Raw genomic sequence first — 24,786 nt, 5'->3', positions numbered from 1 at the left:
TGGCGAGTGGGATCAACTTTTTCACAAATAGTTTCGGGGGCGGACGATGCGCGTGATCGTGCTCGGTGCCGGCGTGGTCGGCGTGACGACCGCCTGGTATCTCGCGGCCGACGGCCACGAGGTCACGGTAATCGAGCGCCAGCCGCTGCCGGCGCAGGAAACCAGCTTCGCCAACGGCGGCCAGATATCGGTCAGCCATGCCGAACCCTGGGCCAATCCGCAAGCGCCTTGGAAAGCGCTGAAATGGATGGGGCGCGAAGATGCTCCGCTGCTCTGGCGTCTGCGCGCCGATCCGGCGCAATGGGCCTGGGGCCTGCGTTTCCTGCGCGAATGCACGGCGGCGCGAGCGCGGGCCAACGTGCGCGCCATCGTGAGCCTCGGGCTCGCCAGCCGCGCCGCCCTGCAATCCCTGCGGCGGGAACTGGCGCTCGACTACGATCATCTGGAGCGCGGCATCCTGCATTTCTACACCGATCCCGCCGAGTTCGAGCACGCGTTGCCGCAGGCCGCGCTGATGCGCGAATTCGGTTGCGAGCGGGTGCCCAAAACGGCGGCGGAATGCCTTGCCATCGAACCGGCCCTGGGGGGCTCGCGGGTGCCCGTGGTTGGCGGAACCTACACCGCGAGCGATGAATCGGGCGACGCCCGGCGCTTCACCGAAACACTGGCGCGGCATGCTGTCGGGCGCGGCGTGCGCTTTCGCTACGGCGAAACGGTAACGGCGCTGCAACGCGAAGGAGGCCGCGTGTCGGGCGTGCGCCTGGCCTCCGGGGAAACGCCATGCGCCGACATGACGGTGCTGGCCCTCGGCAGCTATTCGCCCTTGCTGCTGAAACCCCTGGGCGTGCGCTTGCCGGTGTATCCGGCCAAGGGTTATTCGGCCACGCTTGAGCTGGCCGAAGGCATTGCGGCGCCAACGGTAAGCCTGACCGATGACGGACACAAGATCGTCATCTCGCGTCTTGGCCAATTCCTGCGCGTGGCCGGCACGGCGGAGTTCAATGGTTACGATACCTCGCTCAATGCGGCGCGCTGCGAAGCCCTGTTGCACCGGATAGGCGAAATCTTTCCGGCGCTGGCGGCAGTCGGCAAGGTCGATTACTGGGCCGGGCTGCGCCCCGCCACGCCCGGCAACGTGCCGCTGATCGGCGACATGGCCGGCGCCGGCCTGGCCGGCTTGTGGCTCAACACCGGTCACGGCACGCTGGGCTGGACGCTGGCCTGCGGCTCGGCGCGGATGCTGGCGGAGATGGTCGCCGGGCGCGATCCGGGGCTGGATGCGAGGCCTTATCGATTCTGACAATCGCCGTCCTGTCAGCGCCGACTTTTTAAGCTGCAAAAGTACTTGATCCGCAGATTTCGCAGATTGAACCGAGGTTTTCAGGTTCAGTGCAGATGTCGGGGAGCGGCCTCCGCCTGGTCTTCGGGCAGTTCCGCGTGCACCGGCTCGCCTTCCGGATTCGGGTAGAGCGGGGCGCCGCAGTCGTCGCAGAACTCCAGCGGGAAACGCTGGTCGAGCATCAGCACGCTGCTGACGCCGGCTTCGCGAAGCGCGGCTTCGATCTGCGTCGGGGCGTCGTTGTTCTCGTCCTCGTTTTCCAGCAGCGGCCAGACCACGCCGTGCACCACGTCGCTGCTGCCGCGCTGGGTGAAACCGATGCGATATTCCTCAAGCTGGCGATCGTGGAAAGGCGCCACCACGGCGCGCAGCTCGGCGGCGGGTTGGTTCAGCACGGTTTGCAGGAAGGCTACGGCCGAGCGCAGCGACCAGGGACGCGAGGCACGGTCGGCATCGCGCACCGCTGCGTGGTAGGCCAGCACCGGCAGGAACTCGATGGCGCAGGCCGGCAGCAGCGGACGCAGGGCGTCGCCGCCCTGCTGCGCCCATTGGCGGAAGGATTCGGCGGGATCGCCGTCGTCTTCCTGCCAGCGGAACAGCGCCGTACCGCGCGGCGCCGCGACGGCGCCCAGCAGGTAGCGGGTATCCGACAGGAAGTTCATGGTTTCGGAGAGCTGCGCCGGGTCGATTTTCAGATTGCGGCCATGAATCGCCGCTTTGGCGAGCTTTTCCGCCAGTTGCGCTGTTGCGACATAGCTTTGCGGCAACTGGTCGGGGCTGTAGAGAATGTCGGAGAGGCCGAGTTTGGCGTCGGCGGCCAGCACATGGGCCTGCAGATGAACCCGCACCGCTTCCAGTTGTGCCGCCGGAATGCCGCCCGACGGGATCTGGAAACGCGACCAGGCCAGCAGCGGCACGGCGATCATCACGGCGTCAAGGCCGCTGTTGCCCTCGGCGCGGCGCGTTTCGGCGCAGGATTCGACCATGTCGGCCAGTTCGTCGTAGGCGCGCGAGCCGCCGTTATAGAGCTGGTCGAGCACGGCCACGAGAGTTTCCTCCCCGTCGTTCGCCAGCAGGTGGTCTATGTGAGCCGCCAGGCGGGCCTCCCACCAGGCATCCTCGACCCGGTTCGATGACTGGCTGAGACGCGTGGCCAGACGGGTGAGAAGTTCGGAGTCGGGGGTCTGGCGGGCGCGGCGGGGAAGGCGGTTGCGTTTCATGAAAGTTGAGGCCAAAACAAATTAGCCGACGAGGGCGGCGAAAAGAATTCTACCAGTTGGCCGGAGGCGGGTCCGGTCGCCATTAGCTGATAAAATCCGCCGGTCTTTTTGCCAGCGGTGGTGCCCGATGTTCTCGAAATTGATGCCCAGAGAGGCCAAGTTCTTCGATTTGTTCAACGCGCATGCCGACCTGATCGTAAAGGGCGGGAGGCAACTGGTGGCCCTGGTCGATGATCTGGGCAAGGGGCCCGATGGGCTGGCGCAGCATGTCCAGGCGATCGACGAGACCGAGACGGCGGCGGACAAGATCACCCACGAAACCATTGCGCTGCTGCACACCTCGTTCAATACGCCGCTGGACCGGGACGAGATTCACCAACTGATCATGCGCATGGACGACATCCTCGACCTGATCCAGGATTTCGCCGAAGCCATGTATCTCTACGACATCCGCCAACTGACGCCCGAAGCAAGGCAGTTGTCCGACATCGTCGCTTCCGGCTGCGAGCGCGTGCGATCCGTCGTGACCCTGCTGAACAAGATGGACAATGCGCCGGCCATGCTCAAGCTGTGCCGCGAGATCGACCAGCTCGAATCGGACGCCGACCGGGCCATGCGCACCGGCATTACCAAGCTGTTCCGCGAAGAGGCGGACGTGCGCCAGTTGATCAAGATGAAGGGCATCTACGAACTGCTGGAGTCGGTGACCGATCGTTGCGAGGACGTGGCCAATATCGTCGAGGGCATCATCCTCGAGAATTCCTGAGCGACTGTCATGCAGGCAGTCGAGATGAGTCTGACGGTGATCGTGGTGCTGGTGCTGCTGGCACTGGCATTCGATTTCATGAACGGCTTTCATGACGCGGCAAATTCGATCGCCACCATCGTTTCCACCGGCGTCCTGAAGCCGCAGCACGCGGTGGCCTGGGCGGCCTTCTTCAACGTAGTGGCCATTGCGGTGTTCCAGCTCAAGGTGGCCAGTACCATCGGCAAGGGCACCATCGATCCGGCCATCGTGGATCATTACGTGGTGTTCGGCGCGCTGATCGGCGCCATCGCGTGGAACATCATCACCTGGTATTACGGCATTCCTTCAAGTTCCTCCCATGCACTGATCGGCGGGCTGGCGGGCGCGGCGATGGCCAAGGCGGGAACCGGGTCGCTGGTCTGGGCCGGCATCGGCAAGGTGGTTGCCTTCATCCTGATCGCGCCGATGCTCGGGTTTCTGCTCGGCGGCACGCTGATGGTGGTGGTGTCCTGGCTGTGCAACAGAAGCACGCCGCGCAAGGTGGACAAGAGTTTCCGTCGCCTGCAACTGGTATCGGCGGCCTTCTACAGCCTCGGCCATGGCGGCAATGACGCACAGAAGACCATCGGCATCATCTGGATGCTGCTGATTGCCGCGGGAATCTCGAAGACCGGCGACTCGGTGCCGGCCTGGGTGGTGTTCTCCTGCTACGCGGCGATGGGCTTGGGCACGATGTTCGGCGGCTGGCGGATCGTCAAGACCATGGGCCAGCGCATCACCAAGCTGCGCCCGGTGGGCGGTTTCTGTGCCGAGACGGGCGGCGCGATCACTCTGTTCATGGCTACCATGCTCGGCATTCCCGTATCCACCACGCATACGATTACCGGCGCCATCGTCGGCGTGGGCACTTCCAAGGGGCCGAGCAACGTGCGCTGGGGTGTGGCGGGCGGGATCGTCTGGGCCTGGGTTCTGACCATCCCGGCCAGTGCCTTGATCGCCGCTTTCGCCTGGTGGCTGGGGCGTTTCCTGCTGTAAACGCCGTGAGTCCTTGCCAGAGCTGCGGCGCATGTTGCGCGGCATACCGGGTTTCCTTTTCCTGTCATGAAGTCGACGATCTGCCCGGCGGCAGCGTGCCGGAGGCGCTGGTCGAATCCGTCGCGCCACATCTGGTGTGCATGCGCGGCACCGCCAGCGCGCCGGTGCGCTGCGTTGCCCTGCGCGGGAAAGTAGGCGAAGCGGTGAGTTGCGCGATCTACGAGTTCCGCCCCAGCGCCTGTCGTGAATTCGCGCCTCTGGCTGCGGTCGGTCGTGGCGATGAAGCCTGCAACGAGGCGCGGCGGCGACACGGACTGTCCGACTTGACCGTGGCGGCCGCATGAACCAGCGGGTCGCCCCCGGCCCTGCTGCTTTCGGACTGATGGTGCTGCTATGCGCCGTCTGGGGCCTGCAGCAGGTGGCGATCAAGTTCGCCGTCGCCGAGATCAGCCCGATCATGCAGGCCGGATTGCGCTCCGGCCTGGGCGCCGTCCTGGTCTTTGCCTGGGCGCGCTGGCGCGGCATGGGATTGTTCGCCGCCGACCGGTCGCTGCGACCGGGCCTGCTCGCGGGCCTGCTGTTCGGCTTCGAGTTCGTCTTCATCTTCGTCGGCGTCGAACACACCACGGTCTCGCGCATGGTGGTGTTTCTCTACACCGCGCCGTGCTTCACGGTGCTTGGCCTGCACGTTTTCGTGCCCGGCGAGCGCATGGGATGGCGGCAGGGTGCCGGGGTGCTGCTGGCCTTTGCCGGGCTGGTGCTGGCCTTCATCGACAAAGCCGCGGGCGGCAGCCTGCTGGGCGATGCATTTGGCGTGCTGGCCGCATTGTTCTGGGCGGCGACGACGGTATTGATCCGGGCTACCGCTCTGGCCAGGGTGACTGCGACCAAGGTCTTGCTGTATCAACTGGTGGTGTCGGCCGCGGTGATGTTTCCGCTCTCCTGGCTGGTCGGCGAGCGCGGCGTCGGCGTGCTGTCAGCGCCGACTCTCTGGGCCATGGCCTATCAGATCGTGGTCGTTGCCTTCATCAGTTACCTGGCGTGGTTCTGGCTGCTGACGCGCTATCTTGCCGGCCGCCTGCTGGTGTTTTCCTTCCTGACGCCCTTGTTCGGCGTCCTCTTCGGCATGCTGCTGATGAATGACCAGCCCAGCCTGCACTTTTTTGTCGCGGCGGCGATGGTGGTGGGCGGCATCGTGCTGGTGAATCTGCCGGCGAAAAGGTGAACGACATTTTCCCCAACCCCTTTTCCAGGAAACCGCAGTTTCAGTGCAGGCTAACGCCGGACTTATCGGCGTTAAGCGAAGCGGCCGTAACTAAAAGGGGTGATTACGGCTCGCTGCGCTCGCAGAGTCTTGGAGGGGCTGCCTTGGGGCGGCCCGGCGGCAGCCCGTGACGCCCTCGGCTGCATTTTCGCTGGGACTGCGTTCGGTCATGCCGCTCTTGCTGGGCGTGGCGCCGTTCGGCGTGATCTACGGCGTGGTGGCGCTGCAAAGCGGGATATCGCCTTTGGCGGCGATGGCGATGTCGTCGATCGTATTCGCCGGATCCGCACAGTTCCTGCTCGCGCAACTGGTCGGCGCCGGCGCGCCGTTGTTACTCACTGCCGGTGCGGTGGGGCTGGTGAATCTGCGCCACGCTCTCTACAGCGCCTCGGTCGCGCCGATCCTTGCGCACCTGCCGCGGCGCTGGAAAGTCTTGCTGGCCTATCTGCTGACCGACGAAGCGTATGCGGCGGCGATCCCGCACATGCTGGCGGGCAGGGAAGGCGGGAACTCGCCTCATGCGCACTGGATACTGTTCGGCTCGGGCTTCGGTCTGTGGTCCGGCTGGCAGGTGGCGACGCTGGCAGGCGTGCTGATCGGCGCGCAACTTCCCGCGGACCTGGGGCTGGATTTCGCCCTGCCGCTGACCTTCATCGCCATTGTCGTGCCGATGATCGACAGCCGCGCATTGCTCGCCTCCGCCCTGACGGCGGGCGCGGTCGCCGTGGTGCTGGCGGCGCTGCCCTACAAGCTCGGATTGTTCGTGGCTGCATTGGCGGGCCTTGCCGTCGGCGCGCTACTGACAAGGAATGCGGCATGAATCTCTGGGGACTGATGCTGCTCAGTGGTGTCGTGACCTTCTGCATCCGCTATTCCTTCATTGCGGCGGAGGGGCACTACCAGCCGCCATCGTGGTTCCGGCGGTTGCTGCCTTTCGTGCCGATCGCCGCGCTGACGGCACTCGTTGCGCCGGAGTTGTTGCTGGTGCAGGGCGAGGTGATTCCCGGCGGCGGCAATCCGCGTTTGTGGGCCGGGCTGGTCGCCATCTTCGTCGCCGCCCTGTGGCGCAACACCTTGCTGACCATCGGCGCCGGATTCCTTGCGCTGTTCGTGATACAGCACCTCTGAACGACTATCCGGCGCGGCAACTGCGAAAGCCGACGAAGATATCGTCGCGCTGCGGCTCGTAGTAGTTGCGGTAGCGCGGGTGGCGCATGCGGCTGCGCGTGGCGAAGGAGCCGCCGCGCACGCTGCGGTGGGTGTGGAAGAAGGGCTCGGCGTATTCGGCATAGGGGTCGGGACTGAAGCCGGGATAGGGCTCGAACTGGCTCGCCGTCCATTCCCAGACCTGCGTTCCCCAGTCGAAACGGGCGGCATGGGTTGCGGCATATTCCCATTCCGCTTCGCTTGGCAGCCGGCGGCCGGCCCAGCGGCACCAGGCCTCGGCTTCGTGTGCCGTCAGGTGTATCGCCGGCTGTTCGGGCGCCAGATCGATCCACTGCGCGAAGCGTCGTTGCCGCCAGCGCCCATCCTTGCGCCGCCAGTAGCGCGGCATGGTTTGTCCGCTGGCGGCGAGCCAGGCCTGACCGCTTGCCGACCACCATTGCGGCTGCCGGTAGCCGCCTGCCTCGACGAAAGCCAGGTAGTCCGAATTGCGGACCGGCGCGGCGCCAATCGCAAAGGCTTCGACGCGTCGCGGATGCGCCCATTTTTCATTGTCGAAGACGAAGCCATCCGGTGAGCTGCCCATCATGAATTCGCCGCCGGCCAGTTCGATATCGGTCGCCGGCGGCAGCGCCGACAAGCCGTCCGCGGCCGGCCAGGACAGGGTCTGCTGCGTGTAGCGGAAGGCCTCGTAATGCATGTCCTCGTGGAACAGCGCAAGCCGGTGAAAGTAGAGGCCGGCGTCGGTGTCGGGCAGGCTGCGCAGGGCCTCAAGTGCGCCATCCAGGGTCTCCGCAAGGTAGCGTCGCGTGGCATCCCAGCCGGGCAGGTCGAGCCACCAGCGGCTGTCATGCGGCACGTGGCGCGAGTCGTACCAGCGGTCGGCGTCTTTCAGGCGGGAGGGCCGGGGCGGTGTCGCCGACCCTTGATAACGCTGGCACCAGTACTCCATGAACCAGGCGACATGGCCAAGTTCCCACAGGGGCGGGTTGATGATGGCGAGGCAGGGCGGATGCAGCGGGTCGGGCGATTGCAGGCCCTCGACGCAGGCGCTGTCCGGCCATGCCGCCCAGTCGTCAAGCAGCCTGACCGTATAATCGCGGGCATCCCGCATCGCATCGGCCAAAGGCTGTTTTCCAGCGCTTCTCATTTCGTTCAACTCCATGAGGCCATCTCCCTCCGTCGCCATTATCAGCCCCGCGCTGGCCAGTGCCAACAACGGCAACTGGCACACGGCAAAACGCTGGGCGCGCTGCCTGGCGCCCCATGCGCGGGTCAGCATCGACATGAAGTGGCGTGGCGCCAGCGCCGACTTTCTGATCGCCCTCCATGCCCGCCGCTCGGCGGCATCGATTGCCGCCTTCGCCGAGCGCTATCCGGAGCGTCCGCTGATTGTGGTCCTGACCGGCACCGACCTCTATCGCGACATCGCCGTCGATCGGGATGCCCGGCGCTCGCTGGCGCTGGCGAGTCGTCTCGTGGTCTTGCAGGACGAGGGCCTCCAGGCGCTACCGCCCGAACATGCGGCGAAGGCGATGACCATCTACCAGTCGGCCCGCCTGTTGCGGCCGGGGCGCCGCAGTCGCCGTCATTTCGATCTGGCACTGGTGGGTCACCTGCGGCCCGAGAAGGATCCGCTGACTGTCTTGCGCGCCTTGCGCAGCCTGCCTGCCGAACTGCCGGTACGACTGTTCCACATTGGCGGCGACCTGGATCCGCAACTGGCGGCCGAAGTTCGCCGCCTGGGGGCCGGCGATGCGCGCTATCACCCGCAGGGTTCCTTGCCGCAGGCGGCCACGCGCCAGCTGATCAAGCGCTGCCACCTGTTGCTGCTGCCTTCCCTGATGGAGGGCGGCGCCAACGTATTGATCGAAGCGGTGACCAGCGGCGTGCCGGTGCTGGGCAGCGACATTCCCGGCAACCGGGGCATGCTCGGCGCGGACTATCCCGGCTGGTTTCCGGTCGGCGATGCGGCACGCCTGGCGGAACTGATTCAAAAGGCGGCCCGCGATCCGCGCTACTACGCCAACTTGTCCCGACGCTGCGCCGACCGGGTATCCTTGTTCACCCCGGCGCATGAATGCGCCGCTGTTTGCAGTCTTCTTGAAAACGAAGTTTCAGTGGAGGCTGACGTCGGCCTTATCGACGTCAAGCGCAGTGGCCGTAACTCAATCACAAGGCAGTCAAAAAAATGAATTCCCCCCAGCTTTCCAACTCTCCGATCCGCTTGACCAGCTTCAGTCATGGCGGCGGCTGCGGCTGCAAGGTCGCCCCCGGCCTGCTGACCGAAATCCTGCGCGGCGTGCGCAATTTCCCGGTGCCGAAGGAGCTGATCGTCGGTATCGAAACCGCCGACGACGCAGCGGTGTATCGCCTCAACGACGAGCAGGCCCTGATCGCCACGACGGATTTCTTCATGCCCATCGTCGATGATCCCTACGACTTCGGCCGCATCGCCGCCACCAATGCGATCAGCGACGTGTATGCCATGGGCGGCACGCCGATCATGGCGTTGGCGCTGGTCGGCATGCCGATCGACAAGCTGCCGCTGGACGTGATCGGCAAGATCCTCGAAGGCGGCGAAAGCGTCTGCGCCGCGGCCGGCATCCCGATTGCCGGCGGCCACACCATCGATTCCGTCGAACCGATCTACGGCCTGGTGGTGATGGGCCTGGTGCATCCCGACAAGGTGAAAACCAATGCCGGCGCGCGGCCGGGCGACGTGCTGATCCTCGGCAAGCCGCTGGGCGTCGGCGTGCTGTCGGCGGCATTGAAAAAAGGCGCACTGGATGCCGCCGGCTACCAGGCCATGATTGCCAGCACCACCAAACTCAACACTCCAGGCCGGCATCTGGCGAATCTGGATGGCGTACATGCCCTGACCGATGTGACCGGTTTTGGTTTGCTGGGCCATTTGCTGGAGGTATGCCGCGGAGCGAAGCTGTCGGCGATACTCGATATGCTCAGGATTCCCATGCTGGCCGAAGTGGAGCACCTGGCCACGGCGGGCTACATCACCGGCGCCTCGGCGCGGAACTGGATGGCTTACGGCGAGGATGTGGCGCTGGACGCCGCCATCACGCCGATGCAGCGCGCCCTGTTGACCGATCCGCAAACCAGCGGCGGCCTGCTGGTGGCATGCGAGCCGGCGGCAGTGGATGCCGTGCTGGAGGTATTTCGTGCGGAGGACTTCGCGGCAGCTACCGTGATCGGGCGTCTGGAGTCCGGGCCGGCGCGGGTCAGAGTGACTACCTGAGCGGTTATTTCACCGGCCGGGCGAAGAACAGCGCAAACCAGTTGTGCGGATCGGTCCATGGCTGGATGTCGCCGAATCCCGCGGAGTCCAGCAGGGCCGTGAAGCCTTCGGGCGAATATTTGTACGAATTCTCGGTGTGAATCCGCTCGCCGGCGGCAAAGTGCCGGATGGCAGCCTCCGGCCAGCTCACGGTGAGCGCGCGACGGGCTTCCAGATACATCTCGATGCGGGCATTTGCGATGTTGTAAAAAGCCACGTGCCGCCAGTCGCCGATGTCGAAGTCGGCGCCGAGCCGGGCATTGACATGCCGCAGCAGGTTGCGGTTGAAGGCCGCGGTGACGCCCAGTGGATCGTCATAGGCTGCGTCCAGCACTGCCTTGTCCTTGACCAGGTCGACACCGATCAGCAGGCCACCCGACGCATCCATCCGATCGGCCAACCCCCGCAGGAAACGCTCGGCGTCGGGCGGGCTGAAATTGCCGATGCTGGAGCCGGGATAGAAGAATGTGCGTCGTTCCAGTGGAATGTCGTCGGGCAGTTGAAGTTCCGCGGTGAAGTCGAGTCCGACGCCCGTCATTTCGATTGCCGGCAGCTCGCGCTTCAATTGCTGCAGCGAATCGCGCATGAATTCGACCGATATATCGACCGCGACATAGCGTGAGGGCAGGAGTCCCGCATGAAACAGCCGGCCGGCTTTGCCGCAACTGCCGCAGCCGAGGTCGATGAGCGTGAAGTCCTCGCCCAGTGCCTTCCGGATGTCCGCCAGATGCTTGTCGAAGATGGCGGCCTCGGTGCGGGTCGGGTAGTACTCCGGCAACTCGGTGATCGCTTCGAACAGTCGCGAGCCGAGCTTGTCGTAGAAGAACTTCGGTGCGATCGCCGCCTGTTGTTGCAGCAATCCGGCGGCCAGTTCCCGGCGCAGGCTGGTGTTTTGCTGTGGGGAATCCCAGTCAAGGATCTGGTGAAGCCTGATCCGGGATGGCATCTCAGTCGGCCAGCAACAGGAAAACGGTGGGGCGCTTGTCCAGATCCGGCGCCGGGGTCGTCTTCCAGTCCGCGATGCGGCGCGTGGCGATCCGTTCGCTGGGCAAGCTCAGGTCGGTTGCCAGGCAGAGCCGCGTTTTCGGCCGGCAGGCCAGCAGCAGTGCGTTGAACAAGGTGTGGTTGCGGTACGGGGTTTCGATGAACAGTTGTGTTTGCTTGAGGCGGGCGGATTCGCTTTCAAGTTCCGCGAGGCGGCGGCTGCGCTCGGGGTCGCGGGCCGGCAGGTAGCCGTGAAAGGCGAAGCGCTGGCCGTCGAGTCCGGAGGCCATCAGCGCCAGCAGCAGCGAGGAAGGGCCCACCATCGGTTTGACCGCGATGCCCAGTTCATGGGCGCGGCGCACCAGCAAGGCGCCGGGATCGGCCACCGCCGGACAGCCGGCTTCGGACATCAGGCCCAGGTCGTGGCCGGCAAGCAGCGGCGCCAGCAGGCGTTCGATGTCAGCCGGGGCCGGGGTTTCCGGCAATTGATCGATGGCGAGTTCGCGCAGGGGCAGGGGATGGCCGATGCGCTTGAGTTCGGCGCGCGCCGTCTTGGCGTTCTCGGCGACGAAATGCCTCAGCCGGCAGGCGGCTTCGCGGGTGGCCGCCGGCAGGTAATCTTGCCAGGGGATATCGCCGAGGGCGACGGGCAGCAGCCAGAGCGTGCCGGTCACGGCAACCCTCATGGCAATCTCAGGCCCTCGGCGCGCAGCATGTCGCACAGGGCGATCAGCGGCAGCCCGATCAGGGCGTTGGGGTCGTCGCCGCGCAGGTAGGAGAGCAGGGAAATGCCAAGGCCCTCGGATCTGGCGCTGCCGGCGCAGTTGAGCGCATCTTCCTTGTCGAGATAGGACTCGATTTCGGCATCGGCGAGGTCGCGAAAGCCGACATGAGTATCGATGCAGCAGGTCTGGACGCGGTTGGTGGCGCTGTTGAGCAGGCACAGCCCGGTGTGGAAGACCACTTCTTTTCCCCGCATCAGGCGCAACTGGGCGATGGCATTCTGGCGGCTGCCCGGCTTGCCGAAGCGGTCATTGCCCTGCGCCGCCACCTGGTCGGAGCCGATGATCAGCGCGTCGGGAAAACGTCGGGCCACGGCGCGGGCCTTGGCTTCGGAAAGGCGCAGGGCCGTGCTGGCGGGCGCTTCGCCCGGAAGCGCGGATTCGTCGGTTTCCGGTGCCACGGTTTCAAAAGGGAGCTGCAGGCGGGCCAGAAGTTCGCGGCGGAAGGGAGAGGTAGAGGCAAGAACGACAAGGCGCGACATGTTTCAGGCTTGAAAAGAGGGGGTTAGGCATGATAACATCCGCCGTTTGCCGCACGAGCGCCTGTCCTTGTCCGATTCGATTGCCGAAACTGTCATCGACTGTCTTGAGTTCGCGCGCAGTGGCGGTGTGCTGGAGCGTCGCGTCGGCTTGGGTGAACTGCCCCGTCTGGCGGACTTGCTGAGCACAAGCGACGGTTTCTTGTCGGTCCGGCTGGAAGGGTGGCGGGACGACGAGGGAAAGTCGTGGTTGCAACTGGATTTGGCTGGCGAGCCGGTGCTGTGTTGCCAGCGATGCTTGGGCGGTGTGAAGTTTCCGCTGGCAATCACGAGCCGGCTGCAACTGATGGCGCCCGGCGAGGATTGGCCGGACGACGATCTGGACGATGACAGCATCGACGCGATCGCCGCCGAAACGGCGTTGAGCGTGCAGGATCTGGTGGAGGATGAGGTGTTGCTGGCGCTGCCCATCGCGCCGCGGCACGAAGAGTGCGAATCGCCGTCGGCGAGCGCAAGTGAACATGGATCATCGCCGTTTTCGGCGCTGGCCGCTTTGAAGAAGCATTAAAAACGTAGCGAAGCAAAGTTTCAGAGAAAGCTAATGACCGCGTCAGCGGGCGTTACGCTGTAACTAAACAAGGAGTAGCGAAATGGCTGTACAACAGAACAAGAAATCCCCGTCCAAGCGCGGCATGCATCGTGCGCATGACTTCCTGACCAACCCGCCGCTGGCCGTCGAGCCGACCACGGGCGAAGTTCACCTGCGCCACCATATCTCGCCGTCCGGCGTGTATCGCGGCAAGAAGGTCGTAAAGGCCAAGGGCGAATAATTCATTTTGTCGAAACCGGCCGGATGCGCGATGCGCGTCCGGCCGTTTTCACATATAGAGCCCTGGAAGATCACTTAAGCGATGGCGATCACCCTCGCGGTGGATTGTATGGGCGGCGACCATGGTCCGTCGGTAACGCTGCCTGCTGTTTTTGAATTCCTGCGTCATGACACCGATTGCGCCGCCATCCTGGTCGGCCGCGAGGAGGTCTTGCGTCCGCAGGTCGAGCGCGAGGGGAACCCGTTCGGCGATCGCCTTTCGATCCGCCATGCCTCCGAAATGGTCGGGATGGACGAGGCCGTGGCCAGCGCCCTGCGCGGCAAGAAGGATTCCTCGATGCGCGTGGCGGTCGATCTGGTCAAGGACGGCACCGCGAGCGCGGCGGTCTCCGCCGGCAACACCGGCGCCCTGATGGCCGTGTCGCGCTTCGTGCTGAAGACGCTGCCCGGCATCGACCGGCCGGCCATCTGTTCCGTGCTGCCTTCGCAGCGCGGCAGTACCTATGTGCTGGACCTCGGTGCCAACGTCGACTGTACTCCCGAGCATCTGCTGCAGTTCGGCATCATGGGCTCCCTGCTGGTTTCCGCGCTGGAGCGCAAGGAACGGCCCACGGTCGGCCTGCTCAACATCGGTGAGGAGGAAATCAAGGGCAACGAAGTGGTCAAGCGCGCCGCCGAGTTGCTGCGTGCCACCGATCTCAATTTCATAGGCAACGTCGAAGGCAACGACATCTTCAAGGGCACCGCCGATGTGGTGGTGTGTGACGGCTTTGTCGGCAATGTCACGCTCAAGGCCGCAGAAGGCCTTGCCCACATGATCGGCGGGGCGCTCAAGGAAGAGTTTTCGCGCAACATCTTCACCAAGCTGGCCGCGCTGGTGGCCATGCCTGCCCTGAAATCCTTCAAGCAACGTTTTGATCCCCGCCGCTATAACGGGGCAAGCCTGCTGGGACTCAGGGGCGTCGTGGTCAAGAGCCACGGCTCGGCCGATCAACTGGCGTTTCGTTTTGCGCTGGAGAAGGCGGCCGAGGAGGGGCGGCAGCGCCTGCCGGAAACCATCGCCGCGCGCATGGCCGCCGTTACCTGCCCGCGAAGCGGAATTCCAGGTACGCAAGGCGAAGCAGCGCCGACTCTCTGCGATTGATGGAGGCTGAGTGACGATCCAAACCCGAATCAGCGGTACCGGCAGTTATCTTCCCGGCGAGCCCGTCAGCAACGCGGCCTTGATTGCTGCCCATGGACTCGAATCGTCCGACGAGTGGATCGTCGAGCGTACCGGCATCCGCAGCCGCCATCTGGCCGCTTCCGGCATCGCCAGCAGCGACCTGGCGCTCGAAGCCAGTCGGCGCGCCCTTGAGGCCGCCGGACGCAAGCCCGAAGAGGTCGACCTGATCATCGTCGCCACCTCGACGCCCGATTACGTGTTTCCCAGTGCCGCCGCCCTGCTGCAAAGCAAGCTGGGCATTACCAATGGTGCGCCGGCCTTCGACGTGCAGGCCGTATGCAGCGGCTTCGTCTATGCATTGACGATCGCCGACAAGTTCATTCGCTCCGGTTCGCACAAGTGCGCGCTGGTGGTCGGCGCCGAGGTGTTTTCGCGCATCCTCGACTGGAAGGATCGCGGCACCTGCGTGCTGTTTGGCGACGGCGCGGGCGCCGTGGTGTTGGAGGCCGCGGCGGAACCCGGTTTGCTGGCCAGCGCCTTCCATGCCGACGGCAGCCACCACGGCATCCTCTCGGTGCCGGGCCAGATCTGCGGTGGCGTCGTCACCGGCGATCCCTTCCTGCGCATGGATGGGCAGGCCGTGTTCAAGTTTGCCGTCAAGGTGCTGGCCGATGTCGCCAACGAAGTATTGGACGCGGCGGGCATGACGGCGGCGCAGGTTGACTGGCTGATTCCGCATCAGGCTAATGTACGCATCCTGCAGGCAACCGCGAAAAAGCTTCATATTTCTCCGCAAAAATGCATCGTGACCGTGGATCGTCACGGCAATACTTCCGCGGCATCGATTCCGCTGGCGCTCGATGAATCGGTACGCGCCGGCCGCATTCAGCGCGGCCAGCATCTGTTGCTGGAAGGCGTCGGCGGCGGCTTCACCTGGGGCGCGACCCTGCTCAAGTTCTGAACTCGAGAATAATCAACATGAAATTCGCACTCGTATTTCCAGGCCAAGGTTCCCAGTCGCTCGGCATGATGGCCGCGTATTGCGGTGATGCGGGCGATGCGGCGATAGTCCGCGCCACGTTCGACGAGGCTTCGGCCGCGCTCGGGCGCGATCTGTGGCAACTGGTGACCGACGGCCCGGCCGAAGCGCTGAACCAGACGGTCAATACCCAGCCCCTGATGCTCACCGCCGGCATCGCGGTCTATCGCCTCTGGCTGGAAAAGGGTGGCGCGCAGCCGGCACTGGTGGCTGGCCACAGTCTCGGTGAGTATTCGGCGCTCGTCGCTGCCGGCGTATTGCAATTGAAGGATGCGGTACCGCTGGTCGAATTGCGCGCCAAGGCGATGCAGGCGGCGGTGCCGGCCGGCGAGGGCGCCATGGCGGCGGTGATGGGGCTCGATGCCGCGGCCGTGATCGAAGCCTGTGCCGAAGCCGCGCAGGGCCAGGTGGTGCAGGCCGTCAATTTCAACGAGCCGAAGCAGACCGTGATCGCCGGCCACAAGGCGGCGGTCGAACGCGCGGCGGAACTGGTCAAGGCGAAGGGCGCCAAGCGCGCGCTGATGCTGCCCGTCTCGGCCCCCTTCCATTGCTCGCTGATGCAGCCGGCGGCCGAAGCGCTGAAAGCACGGCTGGCGGAACTCACGCTGGTTTCGCCGCGGATTCCGCTGATCAACAATGTCGACGTGGCGCAGCTTGCCGATCCCGCGGCGATCAGGGATGCGCTGGTGCGCCAGGCGGCTTCCCCGGTACGCTGGGTCGAAACCATGCAGGCGATGCAGGCGGCGGGCGTGACCCACGTTTTCGAATGCGGTCCGGGCAAGGTCTTGTCCGGGCTGGTGAAGCGCTGCGTTGAAAGCCTCAACGGCGGCGCCATGAATGATCTGGCTGCCATGGATGCAGCGCTGGCAGTTGTTAAGGGAAATTAAAGGAAATTGACATGGCGGATTTGAAGGGACAGATTGCCCTCGTGACGGGCGCCTCGCGCGGCCTCGGCCGTGCCATCGCGCTGGAACTGGGCGCCCAGGGCGCCACTGTGGTCGGAACCGCGACAACGGCAGCGGGCGCCGCCGAGATTCAGCAGGCGCTCGATGCCGCCGGCATCACCGGCTGGGGCGCGAGCGCCAACGTCACCGACGCGGCGGCTTGCGAGGCGCTGATCGGCGAGATCGAAAAGAAGTTCGGCCCGGTGTCGGTGCTGGTGAACAACGCCGGCATCACCCGCGACAACCTGGCCATGCGCATGAAGGACGATGAATGGGACCTGGTCATCGAGACCAATCTCAAGGCCGTGTTCCGTCTGTCCAAACTGGTCATGCGCGGCATGATGAAGGCGCGCTTCGGGCGCATCATCAACATCACCTCGGTGGTGGGCGAGGCCGGCAATCCGGGTCAGGCCAACTACGCGGCGGCCAAGGCCGGCGTTGCCGGCATGAGCCGCGCGCTGGCGCAGGAGCTGGGCAGCCGCAACATCACGGTGAACTGCGTGGCGCCGGGCTTCATCGATACCGACATGACCAAGGCTCTGCCGGACGCGCAGCGCGACGCGCTGCTGGGCAGGATTCCGCTGGGCCGTCTGGGACAGCCGGACGAGATCGCCGCCACCGTGGCGTTTCTTGCATCCGGCCGCGCCGGTTACATCACCGGCAGCACCTTGAATGTGAATGGCGGCATGTACATGGCCTGATTCCCGCGAGAGGATCAGGCTGTTAAAATAAGCAGGTTTTTTACCACCCGATAAATCAGGGAAGGAGTTTCAAGATGGAGAACATCGAACAACGCGTCAAGAAGATCGTCGCCGAGCAACTGGGCGTCAATGAAGCCGACATCAAGAACGAATCCAACTTCGTGGACGATCTCGGTGCCGACTCGCTCGACACCGTGGAACTGGTGATGGCGCTGGAAGAAGAGTTCGAGTGCGAGATTCCCGACGAAGACGCGGAGAAGATCACCACCGTGCAGCAGGCGGTTGACTACGTCAACGCCAACATCAAGAAGTAATCCTCACCCCGTTTCAATCCTTTCTTTCGGAGTTCATCGTGTCGCGACGCCGTGTGGTCGTCACCGGTCTGGGACTTGTCTCGCCGGTTGGGAATAGCGTTCCCGAAGCCTGGGACAACCTGCTTGCCGGAAAGAGCGGGATCGGCCGCATCACGAAGTTCGATCCCGCGGCGTTCAAGGCGCAGATTGCCGGCGAAGTGAAGAACTTCGACGTCACCGCCTACCTGTCCGCGAAGGAAGCGCGCCGGATGGATACCTTCATCCATTTCGGCATGGCGGCCGGCATCCAGGCGCTGCGCGACGCCGGGCTCGACACGGCGCAGGCCGATGCCGAGCGCATCGGCGTCAACATCGGCTCCGGCATCGGTGGCCTGCCGATGATCGAGGATACGCACAACGACTATCTGGCGGGCGGTCCGCGCAAGATTTCGCCCTTCTTCATTCCGGGCACCATCAGCAACATGATCTCGGGCAACCTGTCGATCATGTTCGGCCTCAAGGGGCCCAACATTGCCGTGGTCACGGCCTGCACCACGGGCCTGCACGCGATCGGCCTGTCGGCGCGGATGATCGAGTACGGCGATGCCGACGCGATGGTTTGCGGCGGCGCCGAGGCGACTGTGTCGGCGCTGGCCGTGGGCGGCTTCGCTTCGGCCCAGGCCCTGTCCACGCGCAACGACGATCCGGCGACTGCTTCCCGTCCCTGGGACAAGGATCGCGACGGTTTCGTCATGGGCGAGGGCGCCGGCGTCATGGTGCTCGAAGAGTACGAACATGCCCGGGCGCGCGGCGCGAAGATCTACGCCGAGCTGTCCGGCTTCGGCATGAGCGGCGATGCCTTCCACATGACCGCACCCGACACCGACGGTCCGCGCCGGAGCATGGTGAACGCCATGAAGAACGCCGGTGTCAATCCGGACCAGGTGCACTACGTCAATGCCCACGGCACCTCGACACCGCTGGGCGACAAGAACGAAACCGAGGCCATCAAGCTGGCCTTCGGCGTCGATGCGGCGAAGAAAACCGTGGTCAATTCGACCAAGTCGATGACCGGCCACCTGCTGGGCGGCGCCGGCGGACTCGAATCGGTGTTCACGGTGCTTGCCGTGCATCACCAGATTTCGCCGCCGACCATCAACATCTTCAACCAGGATCCGGAGTGCGACCTGGACTACTGCGCCAATACGGCGCGGCCGATGAAGATCGACGTGGCGCTGAAGAACAATTTCGGCTTCGGCGGTACCAACGGCTCTCTGGTCTTCCGCCGCATCTAGCAAGGCCGGGCGATGAAGGCCGTCGCCCCGTTTTCCGTTTCGCTCAAACCTTCCCGGCGCCTGCTGCTGATCCAGTCCCTGGCACACGTCGTGGCGGCCGGCGCGGTGTTTGCTGCCACGCTCCCTCCATGGCTGGCGGCCGCCTTGCTGTTATCGATCGGGGCATCGCTGGTGCGCGTGCGCCGCACGGAGCGGGTGGAGGCGCTTGTATTGCGTGGCGACGGCCGGCTTGAAACAGTCGGCGCTGGCGGTACGGCGAACGAAGCCGCGGTGCATCCGCATACCCTGGTGCTGCCGTTCCTGGTGGTACTGCTGTATCGACAACAAGGTCGTCTGCGATCATTGACGCTGCTTGCCGACAGCCTTGCAGCAGAGGATTTTCGCCAGTTGCGGCTCTGGCTGCGCTGGCGCTCGGCTGCGGCGCAGCCCGCCTGAAGTATTCCGGGCTCAGCCCTGGCGCGGGTGCAGCACGGTGTCCAGTGCGCGCGGCAGGGTTTCCGGGTAGTCGCGGCTGAAGTGGAGGCCGCGGCTTTCGTGGCGGCGCTGTGCGCTTTTCACGATCAGATGCGCGGTCAATACCAGATTGCGCAGCTCGATGAGATCGTTGCCGACGCGATAGTTCGCGTAGTACTCCTCGATTTCCCTTTCCAGCAGCCTGATGCGGTGCAGGGCGCGTTCCAGCCGCTTGTTGGTGCGGACGATGCCGACGTAGTCCCACATGAAGCGACGCAGTTCGGCCCAGTTGTGGGAGATGACGATCTCTTCGTCGGCATCGCGCACCCGGCTTTCGTCCCACTGCGGCAGATGGGGCAGGGGCTCGACCGGCGCGGCGAGAATCTCCTGCGCCGCCGAAGCTGAAAACACCACGCATTCGAGCAGCGAATTGGAGGCCAGGCGATTGGCGCCGTGCAGTCCGGTGAATGTCGTTTCGCCGATCGCATACAGCCCGCCGAGGTCGGTGCGCGCCGCCATGTCGGTGACCACGCCGCCGCAGGTGTAGTGCGCGGCGGGCACCACCGGAATCGGTTCGCGGGTGATGTCGATGCCCAGTTCCAGGCAGCGGGCGAGGATGGTCGGGAAATGATCCTTGAGAAAGTCGGCCGGCTTGTGCGTCATGTCGAGGAAGACGCAGTCAATGCCGTGACGCTTCATTTCGAAGTCGATGGCGCGGGCCACGATGTCGCGCGGCGCGAGTTCGGCGCGGCTGTCGTGGTCGGGCATGAAGCGCGTACCGTCGGGCAGGCGCAGCAGGCCGCCCTCGCCGCGCAGGGCTTCCGAAATCAGGAAGGACTTGGCGTGCGGGTGGTAGAGGCAGGTCGGATGGAACTGGATGAATTCCATGTTTGCCACCCGGCAACCGGCGCGCCAGGCCATGGCCACCCCGTCGCCGGTGGCGGTGTCGGGATTCGTGGTGTAGAGATAGACCTTGCCGGCGCCGCCGGTGGCCAGTGCCGTGTGGCTGGCGCCGAGGGTCAGCACGCGATCGCGGGCAATGTCCAGCACATAGGCGCCGAGGCAGCGATTGCGGGGCAGGCCAAGCTTGGCCGCCGTGATCAGGTCGACCGCGATGTGCCGCTCCAGAACCGTTATGTTCGGATGTTTTTTCACCTGCTCGGTCAGGGTTTCCTGCACGGCGGTCCCCGTCGCATCCGCCGCATGGATGATGCGGCGCTGGCCGTGGCCGCCTTCGCGGGTCAGATGGAAACCCAGCGGCGATTCGTCGGGGGTGAATGGAACGCCGCGCCCGATCAGCCATTCGATGGCTTCGCGGCCATGTTCGACCACGAAGCGGGTGGCGGTCGGATCGCACAGGCCGGCGCCCGCCGTGAAGGTATCGTCGATGTGGGCCGCGACGCTGTCGGCCGGATCGAGGACCGCGGCGATGCCGCCCTGCGCCCAGGCCGAGGCGGAATCCGTCAGCGATTTCTTGGTTACCAGCGCGACGCGGCGGGTATCGGCGAGCCGCAATGCCAGCGACTGGCCCGCGAGGCCACTGCCGATGATGAGGACGTCGAAATGCTGGATGGCGGCTGTATTCATGGGGCGGGACTATATCATTGCCCCAAACGTGGAACTATTTCGAAGGCCTTCGGTCAGTGTGGGCAACGGCCGGCGTCGGAGTGGCCGGAGCAGCGGGAAAGTGGGTGGAGTGGCTTGTTATACTCGCTTGCGGTCAAATCGGAACCGCGCATTTTTTCATCTGGCGAGAACAAACAGCAAAGCCCATGGGTGATCGCGAAGCAGACCGGATACTGGTCGAGCGGGTGCAGGCGGGTGACAAGCAGGCTTTCGGCCTGCTGGTTGCCAAGTACCAGCGCAAGCTCGCGCGTCTGGTCGGGCGCATGGTGCGTGATTCGGCCGAGGTGGAGGATATTGTCCAGGACAGTTTCATTCGGGCCTACCGGGCGTTGCCGGGTTTTCGCAACGACAGCGCGTTTTATACCTGGCTGTACCGGATTGGCGTCAATACCGCAAAGAACTGGCTGGTGACCCATGGCCGGCGAGCTTCGGCGACGACCGGGGTCGATAGCGAAGAAGCGGAAAGCTACGAGGAGGCGGATCTGTTGCGCGACACGGATACCCCGGAGCGCCTGCTGATGACGAAGCAGATCGGCCAGACGGTGAATGCGGCGATGGAAGCGCTGCCCGAGGAGTTGCGCACGGCGATTGTCCTGCGCGAAATTGATGGTTTGTCGTATGAGGAAATTGCGCAAGTGATGGATTGTCCGATCGGCACCGTGCGTTCGCGGATTTTCCGCGCGCGCGACGCGATTTCGGTCAGATTGAAGCCTTTGCTCGATGCAGCCCCGGACAAGAGATGGTGACGACATGAAGACACGAATTTCGGCCCTGATGGATGGTGAGCTCGAAAGCCACGAGATTGCCGAGATATTCCGCGAACTGAAGCGCAAGAAGGAACTGCGCAGCGAATGGTGCGATTGCCAGTTGATCGGCGCGGCCTTGCGCGGCGAGCGCGGACTCGACATCGATGTGGCTTCCCGCGTGATGTCGGCAATCGAACTGGAACCCACCGTGATGGCGCCCGCGCCGCGTCGGACGCTCGAATGGCAGCGGCCGGCATTGGCGCTCGCCGCATCCGCCGCTGGCGTGGCGGTAGTCGCCTGGCTGGTACTGGCGCCGAGCGGCGACACGGCTCCGGCCCGGCAGCTTGCGCTGGCGACCGCGAAGCCGGGACCGGCAGCGGGGTCGATGCCGGCAAGCTCGCAGTCGACGCCGCGTTTGCAGGAATATCTGGTGGCGCATCAGGCCTATGCGCCGGGCGGCCCCATGGTTGGCGGTGCGCGCAACATACGCACCGTTGCCGCTTCGGGCGAGGGCCGCTGATGGCCGTGGTTCGCGCCTTGCTGCCGGCATTCTTCGGGATTGTGCTGAGCCCCGTGCTGCTGGCTGTGCCGGCCCTGGCCGACGATGGGCTGGCCTTGCTGCAACGCATTGCGCAAGGCTCGCGGCAACTGACCTACAGCGGTACATTCGTCTATCGCAGCGGCGGCAAGGTCGATAGCTCGCGCATTGCACATTCCGCGAACAACGGTCTCGAAGTCGAGCGGATCGAAGCGCTTGACGGGAGTCCGCGGGAGGTGTTGCGCGCCGGCACGGAAGTGAAATGCTTTTTCCCGGAAGAAAAGCTCCTGATCATCGAGAACCGGTCGAGCAAGCGCGGGTTCCCCACCCTGCTGCCTGCCGGTTTGGGCGGCTTGCCGGAGCACTATGCAATTCGCAGCGGCGGCCTGGGGCGGGTCGCGGGCATGAAGAGCCGGGCCGTGCTGCTGGAGCCGCGCGACGAGTTGCGTTATGGCCATGAGTTCTGGATGGACGATGCCAGCGGCTTGTTGCTGAAGGCCAGCCTGCTCGGCGAACGCGGCGAGACGCTCGAGTCCTTTGCTTTTACCCAGGTCAAGATTGGCGGGCCGCTTGAACAGGGGGCACTGAAGCCGCGTTTCGACAGCGAGCGCGTACGGGTGCAGCAGGTGCGGGCGACCGAGGTGAACCCCGAAGAAATGGGGTGGGGTTTCCGTGCCGCGCTGCCGGGATTTCGCAAGGTTGCGGCCATGAAGCGACAGACGGCGCCCGGGAATCCGGAGAGCCTTCATGTGGTGTTTTCCGATGGGCTGGCATCGATCTCGGTATTCATCGAGCCGGGCGGTTCGGCAGGGGAAGCCGACACCATGTCCACGGTCGGCCCGGTCAATGTGTATCGGCGCCACTTGGGCGAGCATCGACTGGTCGTCATGGGCGAGGTGCCGGCGCTTGCAGTCAGGCGGCTTGGCGACGGCATCGAGCGGAGACGCAAATGAGCCAGTGCGATGCGGTCGTGGTCGAAGCCTCGGGCAACGAGGTCTGGGTTGAAGTCCCCGGTCGTGCACCCGCTTGCGGCAGTTGCAAGAATACCGATGCCTGTCAGGACAGCCTGCTCGGCTTGAGCGCGGGGCCACGCCGCTATCGGCTGGAAAACAGGATCGGCGCCCGGATCGGCGACCGCGTGCAACTGACCGTGGCCGACGGCACCTTGTGGCGCGCCTCCTTGGCCTCATATGTACTGCCGGTGTTGCTGGCCATCGCCGGCGCCGTCGTCGGGCAAACCGCGGGCGGCGACGCATGGGCCGCGATGGGAACCCTTGCCGGCCTCGGTTGCGGTCTCGTGCTGTTGCGCTTCAAAGAGCTTCGTGCGCGGCGTCAGGACAGTTTTTTATCGTTGGATGTTCAAACCCAGGAAGTACGTTTCAAGGAGTCGTCATGAAGAAACTTCTCGTTTTGCTCGCAGTGGTTTTTTCCTCGGTGGTTTCGCTGCAGGTGCAGGCGCGCGATCTGCCTGACTTCACCGAACTGGTCGAGAAGCAGGGTGCGACCGTGGTGAATATCAGCACCACCCAGGTCATCAAGGGCCGTCGTGGTGTTCACCCGTTCCAGTTCGAGGGGGACGAATCGATGCAGGAGCTCCTGCGTCGCTTCTTTCCGGGCCAGATTCCGAATTTCCCCGGCGTGCCGCAGGAGTTCAAGAGCCGCTCGCTCGGTTCCGGTTTCATCATCAGCGCCGACGGCCACATCCTGACCAACGCCCATGTCGTCGATGGCGCCGACGAGGTGCTGGTCAAGCTGACCGACAAGCGCGAGTTCAAGGCCAAGGTGCTGGGTGCCGACAAGCGCACCGACGTGGCGCTGATCAAGATCGAGGCCAGCAACCTGCAGGTGGCCAAGCTGGGTGATTCCGTCAAGCTCAAGGTCGGCGAATGGGTAGTGGCAATCGGCTCGCCCTTCGGCTTCGAGAATACCGTCACCGCCGGCATTGTCAGCGCCAAGGGCCGTTCGCTGGCGCACGAGAATTTCGTGCCTTTCATCCAGACCGACGTGGCGATCAATCCGGGCAATTCCGGCGGGCCGCTGTTCAACATGAAGGGCGAAGTGGTGGGCATCAATTCGCAGATCTATTCACGTTCCGGCGGCTCGATCGGCGTGTCCTTCGCGATCCCGATTGACCTGGCGATGGATGTCCAGGGCCAGCTGAAGAACAAGGGCAAGGTCAGCCGCGGGCGGCTGGGCATCGGCATCCAGGAGGTGAGCAAGGACCTGGCCGAGTCCTTCAACCTGGGCAAGCCGCAGGGTGCCCTGGTCGCCTCGGTGGAAAAAGGGGCGGCGGCCGACAAGGCCGGGATTGAGGTCGGCGACATCATCCTCAAGTTCGACGGCAAGCCCGTCGCCGAATCCGGCGACCTGCCGCGCATGGTGGGGTCGACCAAACCCGGCAGCAAGGTCGTGGTGCAGGTCTGGCGCAAGGGGGCCAGCCGCGACCTGACTGCAACCGTCGGCGAGATACCCGACGATGAAGGTGGCATGCGCAGCGCCAGCCGCGGCGGCAAGCCGGCCGAACCTCAGGTGAGCAATCGGCTGGGTCTGGTGCTGGTGACGCCCACCGCGGAGCAGAGGCGGGCGCTGGGCATCCAGCATGGCCTGATCGTCGAGGAAGTCAGGAACGGCGGCACGCGCACCGATCTGCGCTCCGGCGACATCATCCTGTCGGTGATCATCAAGGGCGTCCAGTCCGACGTCAAATCCCTGCCGCAGTTCAACGAGCTGCTGCAGGGCGTCGACAAGAGCGCCACGATCACGCTGCTGGTGCGGCGTGGCGATTCACAGACCTTCATCACCATCAAGGGCGTATCTGAAAAATAGCGCTGCGGAGGATCGCCCGTC

Annotated in this window: 29 protein-coding genes; 23 read left to right on the top strand and 6 right to left on the bottom strand. The window is 64.7% G+C overall.

What is annotated here, in order from left to right:
* Positions 1-46 precede the first annotated feature (46 nt).
* Positions 47-1,300, top strand: coding sequence for a D-amino acid dehydrogenase (locus SUTH_RS11035; RefSeq protein ID WP_041099259.1), 1,254 nt, complete (start codon positions 47-49; stop codon positions 1,298-1,300).
* 86 nt (positions 1,301-1,386) lie between these two features.
* Here the strand turns inward: SUTH_RS11035 and SUTH_RS11030 are convergent, their stop codons facing one another.
* Positions 1,387-2,559 carry a DUF2863 family protein gene (locus tag SUTH_RS11030; protein WP_041099257.1) on the bottom strand — a complete coding sequence of 391 codons (1,173 nt, stop codon included), beginning with the start codon at positions 2,557-2,559 and terminating at the stop codon, positions 1,387-1,389.
* 127 nt (positions 2,560-2,686) lie between these two features.
* Here SUTH_RS11030 and SUTH_RS11025 point away from each other — a divergent pair, with 127 nt between their 5' ends.
* From SUTH_RS11025 to SUTH_RS11000, 6 genes are all read left to right on the top strand, one after another.
* Positions 2,687-3,325, top strand: coding sequence for a DUF47 domain-containing protein (locus SUTH_RS11025; protein WP_041099255.1), 639 nt, complete (start codon positions 2,687-2,689; stop codon positions 3,323-3,325).
* A gap of 9 nt (positions 3,326-3,334) precedes the next feature.
* On the top strand, positions 3,335-4,342 hold the full coding sequence (locus SUTH_RS11020; RefSeq protein WP_041099253.1) for an inorganic phosphate transporter: 1,008 nt from the start codon (positions 3,335-3,337) through the stop codon (positions 4,340-4,342).
* Positions 4,343-4,347: 5 nt separating this feature from the next.
* On the top strand, positions 4,348-4,686 hold the full coding sequence (locus tag SUTH_RS11015) for a YkgJ family cysteine cluster protein (RefSeq protein WP_041099251.1): 339 nt from the start codon (positions 4,348-4,350) through the stop codon (positions 4,684-4,686).
* Positions 4,683-5,567, top strand: coding sequence for a DMT family transporter (locus SUTH_RS11010; protein ID WP_041099249.1), 885 nt, complete (start codon positions 4,683-4,685; stop codon positions 5,565-5,567). Before SUTH_RS11015 ends, SUTH_RS11010 begins: the two co-directional genes overlap by 4 nt.
* Positions 5,568-5,775: 208 nt before the next feature.
* Entirely contained in the window at positions 5,776-6,426 is a 651-nt protein-coding gene (locus tag SUTH_RS11005) for an AzlC family ABC transporter permease (RefSeq protein WP_052473551.1), read from the top strand.
* Positions 6,423-6,734 (top strand): AzlD domain-containing protein, encoded by a 312-nt coding sequence (locus tag SUTH_RS11000; protein WP_041099247.1) that lies wholly within the window; start codon positions 6,423-6,425, stop codon positions 6,732-6,734. The genes SUTH_RS11005 and SUTH_RS11000 overlap by 4 nt, the downstream gene beginning before the upstream one ends.
* A 4-nt stretch (positions 6,735-6,738) precedes the next feature.
* On the opposite strand, the gene senA is transcribed toward SUTH_RS11000, so the two are convergent.
* The gene (gene senA, locus SUTH_RS10995; protein WP_197539574.1) at positions 6,739-7,935 is read right to left on the bottom strand and encodes a selenoneine synthase SenA; all 1,197 of its coding nucleotides are present in this window, start codon (positions 7,933-7,935) and stop codon (positions 6,739-6,741) included.
* Here senA and senB point away from each other — a divergent pair.
* Positions 7,934-8,965, top strand: coding sequence for a selenoneine biosynthesis selenosugar synthase SenB (gene senB / locus SUTH_RS10990; protein WP_052473550.1), 1,032 nt, complete (start codon positions 7,934-7,936; stop codon positions 8,963-8,965). The two genes, senA and senB, sit on opposite strands and share 2 nt — an antisense overlap.
* Positions 8,962-10,026: a selenide, water dikinase SelD gene (gene selD, locus SUTH_RS10985; RefSeq protein WP_041099245.1), complete on the top strand. Its 1,065-nt coding sequence runs from the start codon at positions 8,962-8,964 to the stop codon at positions 10,024-10,026. Before senB ends, selD begins: the two co-directional genes overlap by 4 nt.
* Positions 10,027-10,030: 4 nt before the next feature.
* Here selD and egtD read toward each other — a convergent pair whose 3' ends face one another.
* From egtD to SUTH_RS10970, 3 genes are read right to left on the bottom strand one after another with little or no spacing between them, the layout of a single operon-like run.
* Positions 10,031-11,011 carry an L-histidine N(alpha)-methyltransferase gene (gene egtD, locus SUTH_RS10980; protein ID WP_084207357.1) on the bottom strand — a complete coding sequence of 327 codons (981 nt, stop codon included), beginning with the start codon at positions 11,009-11,011 and terminating at the stop codon, positions 10,031-10,033.
* A 1-nt stretch (position 11,012) separates the two neighbouring features.
* Positions 11,013-11,735, bottom strand: a complete 723-nt coding sequence (locus SUTH_RS10975) for an SAM-dependent methyltransferase (protein WP_041099243.1) — start codon at positions 11,733-11,735, stop codon at positions 11,013-11,015.
* Complete coding sequence (locus SUTH_RS10970) at positions 11,732-12,313, bottom strand: Maf family protein (RefSeq protein WP_041099241.1); 582 nt, start codon at positions 12,311-12,313, stop codon at positions 11,732-11,734. Before SUTH_RS10970 ends, SUTH_RS10975 begins: the two co-directional genes overlap by 4 nt.
* A gap of 46 nt (positions 12,314-12,359) precedes the next feature.
* Here SUTH_RS10970 and SUTH_RS10965 point away from each other — a divergent pair, with 46 nt between their 5' ends.
* The 9 genes from SUTH_RS10965 to SUTH_RS10925 all read left to right on the top strand — a co-directional run bounded on the left by SUTH_RS10965 (position 12,360) and on the right by SUTH_RS10925 (position 19,011).
* A complete protein-coding gene (locus SUTH_RS10965; RefSeq protein WP_052473549.1) occupies positions 12,360-12,878 on the top strand; it encodes a YceD family protein in 519 nt (172 codons plus the stop codon).
* Between the two features lie 82 nt (positions 12,879-12,960).
* Positions 12,961-13,140 (top strand): 50S ribosomal protein L32, encoded by a 180-nt coding sequence (rpmF, locus tag SUTH_RS10960; protein ID WP_041099239.1) that lies wholly within the window; start codon positions 12,961-12,963, stop codon positions 13,138-13,140.
* Positions 13,141-13,221: 81 nt separating this feature from the next.
* Positions 13,222-14,283, top strand: coding sequence for a phosphate acyltransferase PlsX (gene plsX / locus SUTH_RS10955; RefSeq protein ID WP_052473548.1), 1,062 nt, complete (start codon positions 13,222-13,224; stop codon positions 14,281-14,283).
* Between the two features lie 16 nt (positions 14,284-14,299).
* Positions 14,300-15,265: a beta-ketoacyl-ACP synthase III gene (locus SUTH_RS10950; RefSeq protein ID WP_041102210.1), complete on the top strand. Its 966-nt coding sequence runs from the start codon at positions 14,300-14,302 to the stop codon at positions 15,263-15,265.
* 17 nt (positions 15,266-15,282) lie between these two features.
* A complete protein-coding gene (gene fabD / locus SUTH_RS10945; RefSeq protein ID WP_041099237.1) occupies positions 15,283-16,230 on the top strand; it encodes an ACP S-malonyltransferase in 948 nt (315 codons plus the stop codon).
* A gap of 11 nt (positions 16,231-16,241) precedes the next feature.
* The gene (fabG, locus tag SUTH_RS10940) at positions 16,242-16,988 is read left to right on the top strand and encodes a 3-oxoacyl-ACP reductase FabG (protein ID WP_041099235.1); all 747 of its coding nucleotides are present in this window, start codon (positions 16,242-16,244) and stop codon (positions 16,986-16,988) included.
* A 74-nt stretch (positions 16,989-17,062) separates the two neighbouring features.
* Positions 17,063-17,302, top strand: a complete 240-nt coding sequence (gene acpP / locus SUTH_RS10935; RefSeq protein ID WP_041099233.1) for an acyl carrier protein — start codon at positions 17,063-17,065, stop codon at positions 17,300-17,302.
* A 38-nt stretch (positions 17,303-17,340) separates the two neighbouring features.
* Entirely contained in the window at positions 17,341-18,576 is a 1,236-nt protein-coding gene (gene fabF, locus SUTH_RS10930; protein ID WP_041099231.1) for a beta-ketoacyl-ACP synthase II, read from the top strand.
* 12 nt (positions 18,577-18,588) lie between these two features.
* On the top strand, positions 18,589-19,011 hold the full coding sequence (locus SUTH_RS10925) for a protein YgfX (protein ID WP_041099229.1): 423 nt from the start codon (positions 18,589-18,591) through the stop codon (positions 19,009-19,011).
* A gap of 12 nt (positions 19,012-19,023) precedes the next feature.
* On the opposite strand, the gene nadB is transcribed toward SUTH_RS10925, so the two are convergent.
* A complete protein-coding gene (nadB, locus tag SUTH_RS10920; protein ID WP_041099227.1) occupies positions 19,024-20,616 on the bottom strand; it encodes an L-aspartate oxidase in 1,593 nt (530 codons plus the stop codon).
* A 185-nt stretch (positions 20,617-20,801) separates the two neighbouring features.
* Between nadB and rpoE the strand changes: the two genes are divergently transcribed.
* The 5 genes from rpoE to SUTH_RS10895 are packed head-to-tail and all read left to right on the top strand — an operon-like array spanning position 20,802 to position 24,765.
* The gene (gene rpoE, locus SUTH_RS10915; protein ID WP_041099225.1) at positions 20,802-21,401 is read left to right on the top strand and encodes an RNA polymerase sigma factor RpoE; all 600 of its coding nucleotides are present in this window, start codon (positions 20,802-20,804) and stop codon (positions 21,399-21,401) included.
* A 4-nt stretch (positions 21,402-21,405) separates the two neighbouring features.
* Positions 21,406-21,921, top strand: coding sequence for a sigma-E factor negative regulatory protein (locus tag SUTH_RS19685; RefSeq protein ID WP_041099223.1), 516 nt, complete (start codon positions 21,406-21,408; stop codon positions 21,919-21,921).
* The gene (locus SUTH_RS10905) at positions 21,921-22,892 is read left to right on the top strand and encodes a MucB/RseB C-terminal domain-containing protein (protein ID WP_052473546.1); all 972 of its coding nucleotides are present in this window, start codon (positions 21,921-21,923) and stop codon (positions 22,890-22,892) included. The genes SUTH_RS19685 and SUTH_RS10905 overlap by 1 nt, the downstream gene beginning before the upstream one ends.
* Complete coding sequence (locus SUTH_RS10900) at positions 22,889-23,335, top strand: SoxR reducing system RseC family protein (RefSeq protein ID WP_041099221.1); 447 nt, start codon at positions 22,889-22,891, stop codon at positions 23,333-23,335. The genes SUTH_RS10905 and SUTH_RS10900 overlap by 4 nt, the downstream gene beginning before the upstream one ends.
* Entirely contained in the window at positions 23,332-24,765 is a 1,434-nt protein-coding gene (locus SUTH_RS10895) for a DegQ family serine endoprotease (protein WP_041099219.1), read from the top strand. The genes SUTH_RS10900 and SUTH_RS10895 overlap by 4 nt, the downstream gene beginning before the upstream one ends.
* Positions 24,766-24,786: the final 21 nt, after the last annotated feature.

Source organism: Sulfuritalea hydrogenivorans sk43H, from assembly GCF_000828635.1.
Classification (GTDB): Bacteria; Pseudomonadota; Gammaproteobacteria; order Burkholderiales; family Rhodocyclaceae; genus Sulfuritalea; species Sulfuritalea hydrogenivorans.
Note: the sequence above shows the minus strand (reverse complement) of the source record. Positions and strands in the feature narration are given on the sequence as shown.

What these genes read in the sequence shown, in the direction of transcription:
- SUTH_RS11020 (WP_041099253.1), top strand. Translation starts at nt 3,335, where the DNA reads ATGCAGGCAGTCGAGATGAGTCTGACGGTGATCGTGGTGCTGGTGCTG.
- rpoE (WP_041099225.1), top strand. Translation starts at nt 20,802, where the DNA reads ATGGGTGATCGCGAAGCAGACCGGATACTGGTCGAGCGGGTGCAGGCG.
- SUTH_RS10905 (WP_052473546.1), top strand. Translation starts at nt 21,921, where the DNA reads ATGGCCGTGGTTCGCGCCTTGCTGCCGGCATTCTTCGGGATTGTGCTG.
- SUTH_RS10895 (WP_041099219.1), top strand. Translation starts at nt 23,332, where the DNA reads ATGAAGAAACTTCTCGTTTTGCTCGCAGTGGTTTTTTCCTCGGTGGTT.
- plsX (WP_052473548.1), top strand. Translation starts at nt 13,222, where the DNA reads ATGGCGATCACCCTCGCGGTGGATTGTATGGGCGGCGACCATGGTCCG.
- SUTH_RS10900 (WP_041099221.1), top strand. Translation starts at nt 22,889, where the DNA reads ATGAGCCAGTGCGATGCGGTCGTGGTCGAAGCCTCGGGCAACGAGGTC.
- egtD (WP_084207357.1), bottom strand. Translation starts at nt 11,011, where the DNA reads ATGCCATCCCGGATCAGGCTTCACCAGATCCTTGACTGGGATTCCCCA.
- SUTH_RS11000 (WP_041099247.1), top strand. Translation starts at nt 6,423, where the DNA reads ATGAATCTCTGGGGACTGATGCTGCTCAGTGGTGTCGTGACCTTCTGC.
- acpP (WP_041099233.1), top strand. Translation starts at nt 17,063, where the DNA reads ATGGAGAACATCGAACAACGCGTCAAGAAGATCGTCGCCGAGCAACTG.
- SUTH_RS11030 (WP_041099257.1), bottom strand. Translation starts at nt 2,559, where the DNA reads ATGAAACGCAACCGCCTTCCCCGCCGCGCCCGCCAGACCCCCGACTCC.
- selD (WP_041099245.1), top strand. Translation starts at nt 8,962, where the DNA reads ATGAATTCCCCCCAGCTTTCCAACTCTCCGATCCGCTTGACCAGCTTC.
- senB (WP_052473550.1), top strand. Translation starts at nt 7,934, where the DNA reads ATGAGGCCATCTCCCTCCGTCGCCATTATCAGCCCCGCGCTGGCCAGT.
- SUTH_RS11035 (WP_041099259.1), top strand. Translation starts at nt 47, where the DNA reads ATGCGCGTGATCGTGCTCGGTGCCGGCGTGGTCGGCGTGACGACCGCC.
- SUTH_RS11010 (WP_041099249.1), top strand. Translation starts at nt 4,683, where the DNA reads ATGAACCAGCGGGTCGCCCCCGGCCCTGCTGCTTTCGGACTGATGGTG.
- SUTH_RS11005 (WP_052473551.1), top strand. Translation starts at nt 5,776, where the DNA reads ATGCCGCTCTTGCTGGGCGTGGCGCCGTTCGGCGTGATCTACGGCGTG.
- SUTH_RS11025 (WP_041099255.1), top strand. Translation starts at nt 2,687, where the DNA reads ATGTTCTCGAAATTGATGCCCAGAGAGGCCAAGTTCTTCGATTTGTTC.
- nadB (WP_041099227.1), bottom strand. Translation starts at nt 20,616, where the DNA reads ATGAATACAGCCGCCATCCAGCATTTCGACGTCCTCATCATCGGCAGT.
- SUTH_RS10970 (WP_041099241.1), bottom strand. Translation starts at nt 12,313, where the DNA reads ATGTCGCGCCTTGTCGTTCTTGCCTCTACCTCTCCCTTCCGCCGCGAA.
- rpmF (WP_041099239.1), top strand. Translation starts at nt 12,961, where the DNA reads ATGGCTGTACAACAGAACAAGAAATCCCCGTCCAAGCGCGGCATGCAT.
- fabG (WP_041099235.1), top strand. Translation starts at nt 16,242, where the DNA reads ATGGCGGATTTGAAGGGACAGATTGCCCTCGTGACGGGCGCCTCGCGC.
- SUTH_RS10925 (WP_041099229.1), top strand. Translation starts at nt 18,589, where the DNA reads ATGAAGGCCGTCGCCCCGTTTTCCGTTTCGCTCAAACCTTCCCGGCGC.
- senA (WP_197539574.1), bottom strand. Translation starts at nt 7,935, where the DNA reads ATGGAGTTGAACGAAATGAGAAGCGCTGGAAAACAGCCTTTGGCCGAT.
- fabD (WP_041099237.1), top strand. Translation starts at nt 15,283, where the DNA reads ATGAAATTCGCACTCGTATTTCCAGGCCAAGGTTCCCAGTCGCTCGGC.
- SUTH_RS10975 (WP_041099243.1), bottom strand. Translation starts at nt 11,735, where the DNA reads ATGAGGGTTGCCGTGACCGGCACGCTCTGGCTGCTGCCCGTCGCCCTC.
- SUTH_RS19685 (WP_041099223.1), top strand. Translation starts at nt 21,406, where the DNA reads ATGAAGACACGAATTTCGGCCCTGATGGATGGTGAGCTCGAAAGCCAC.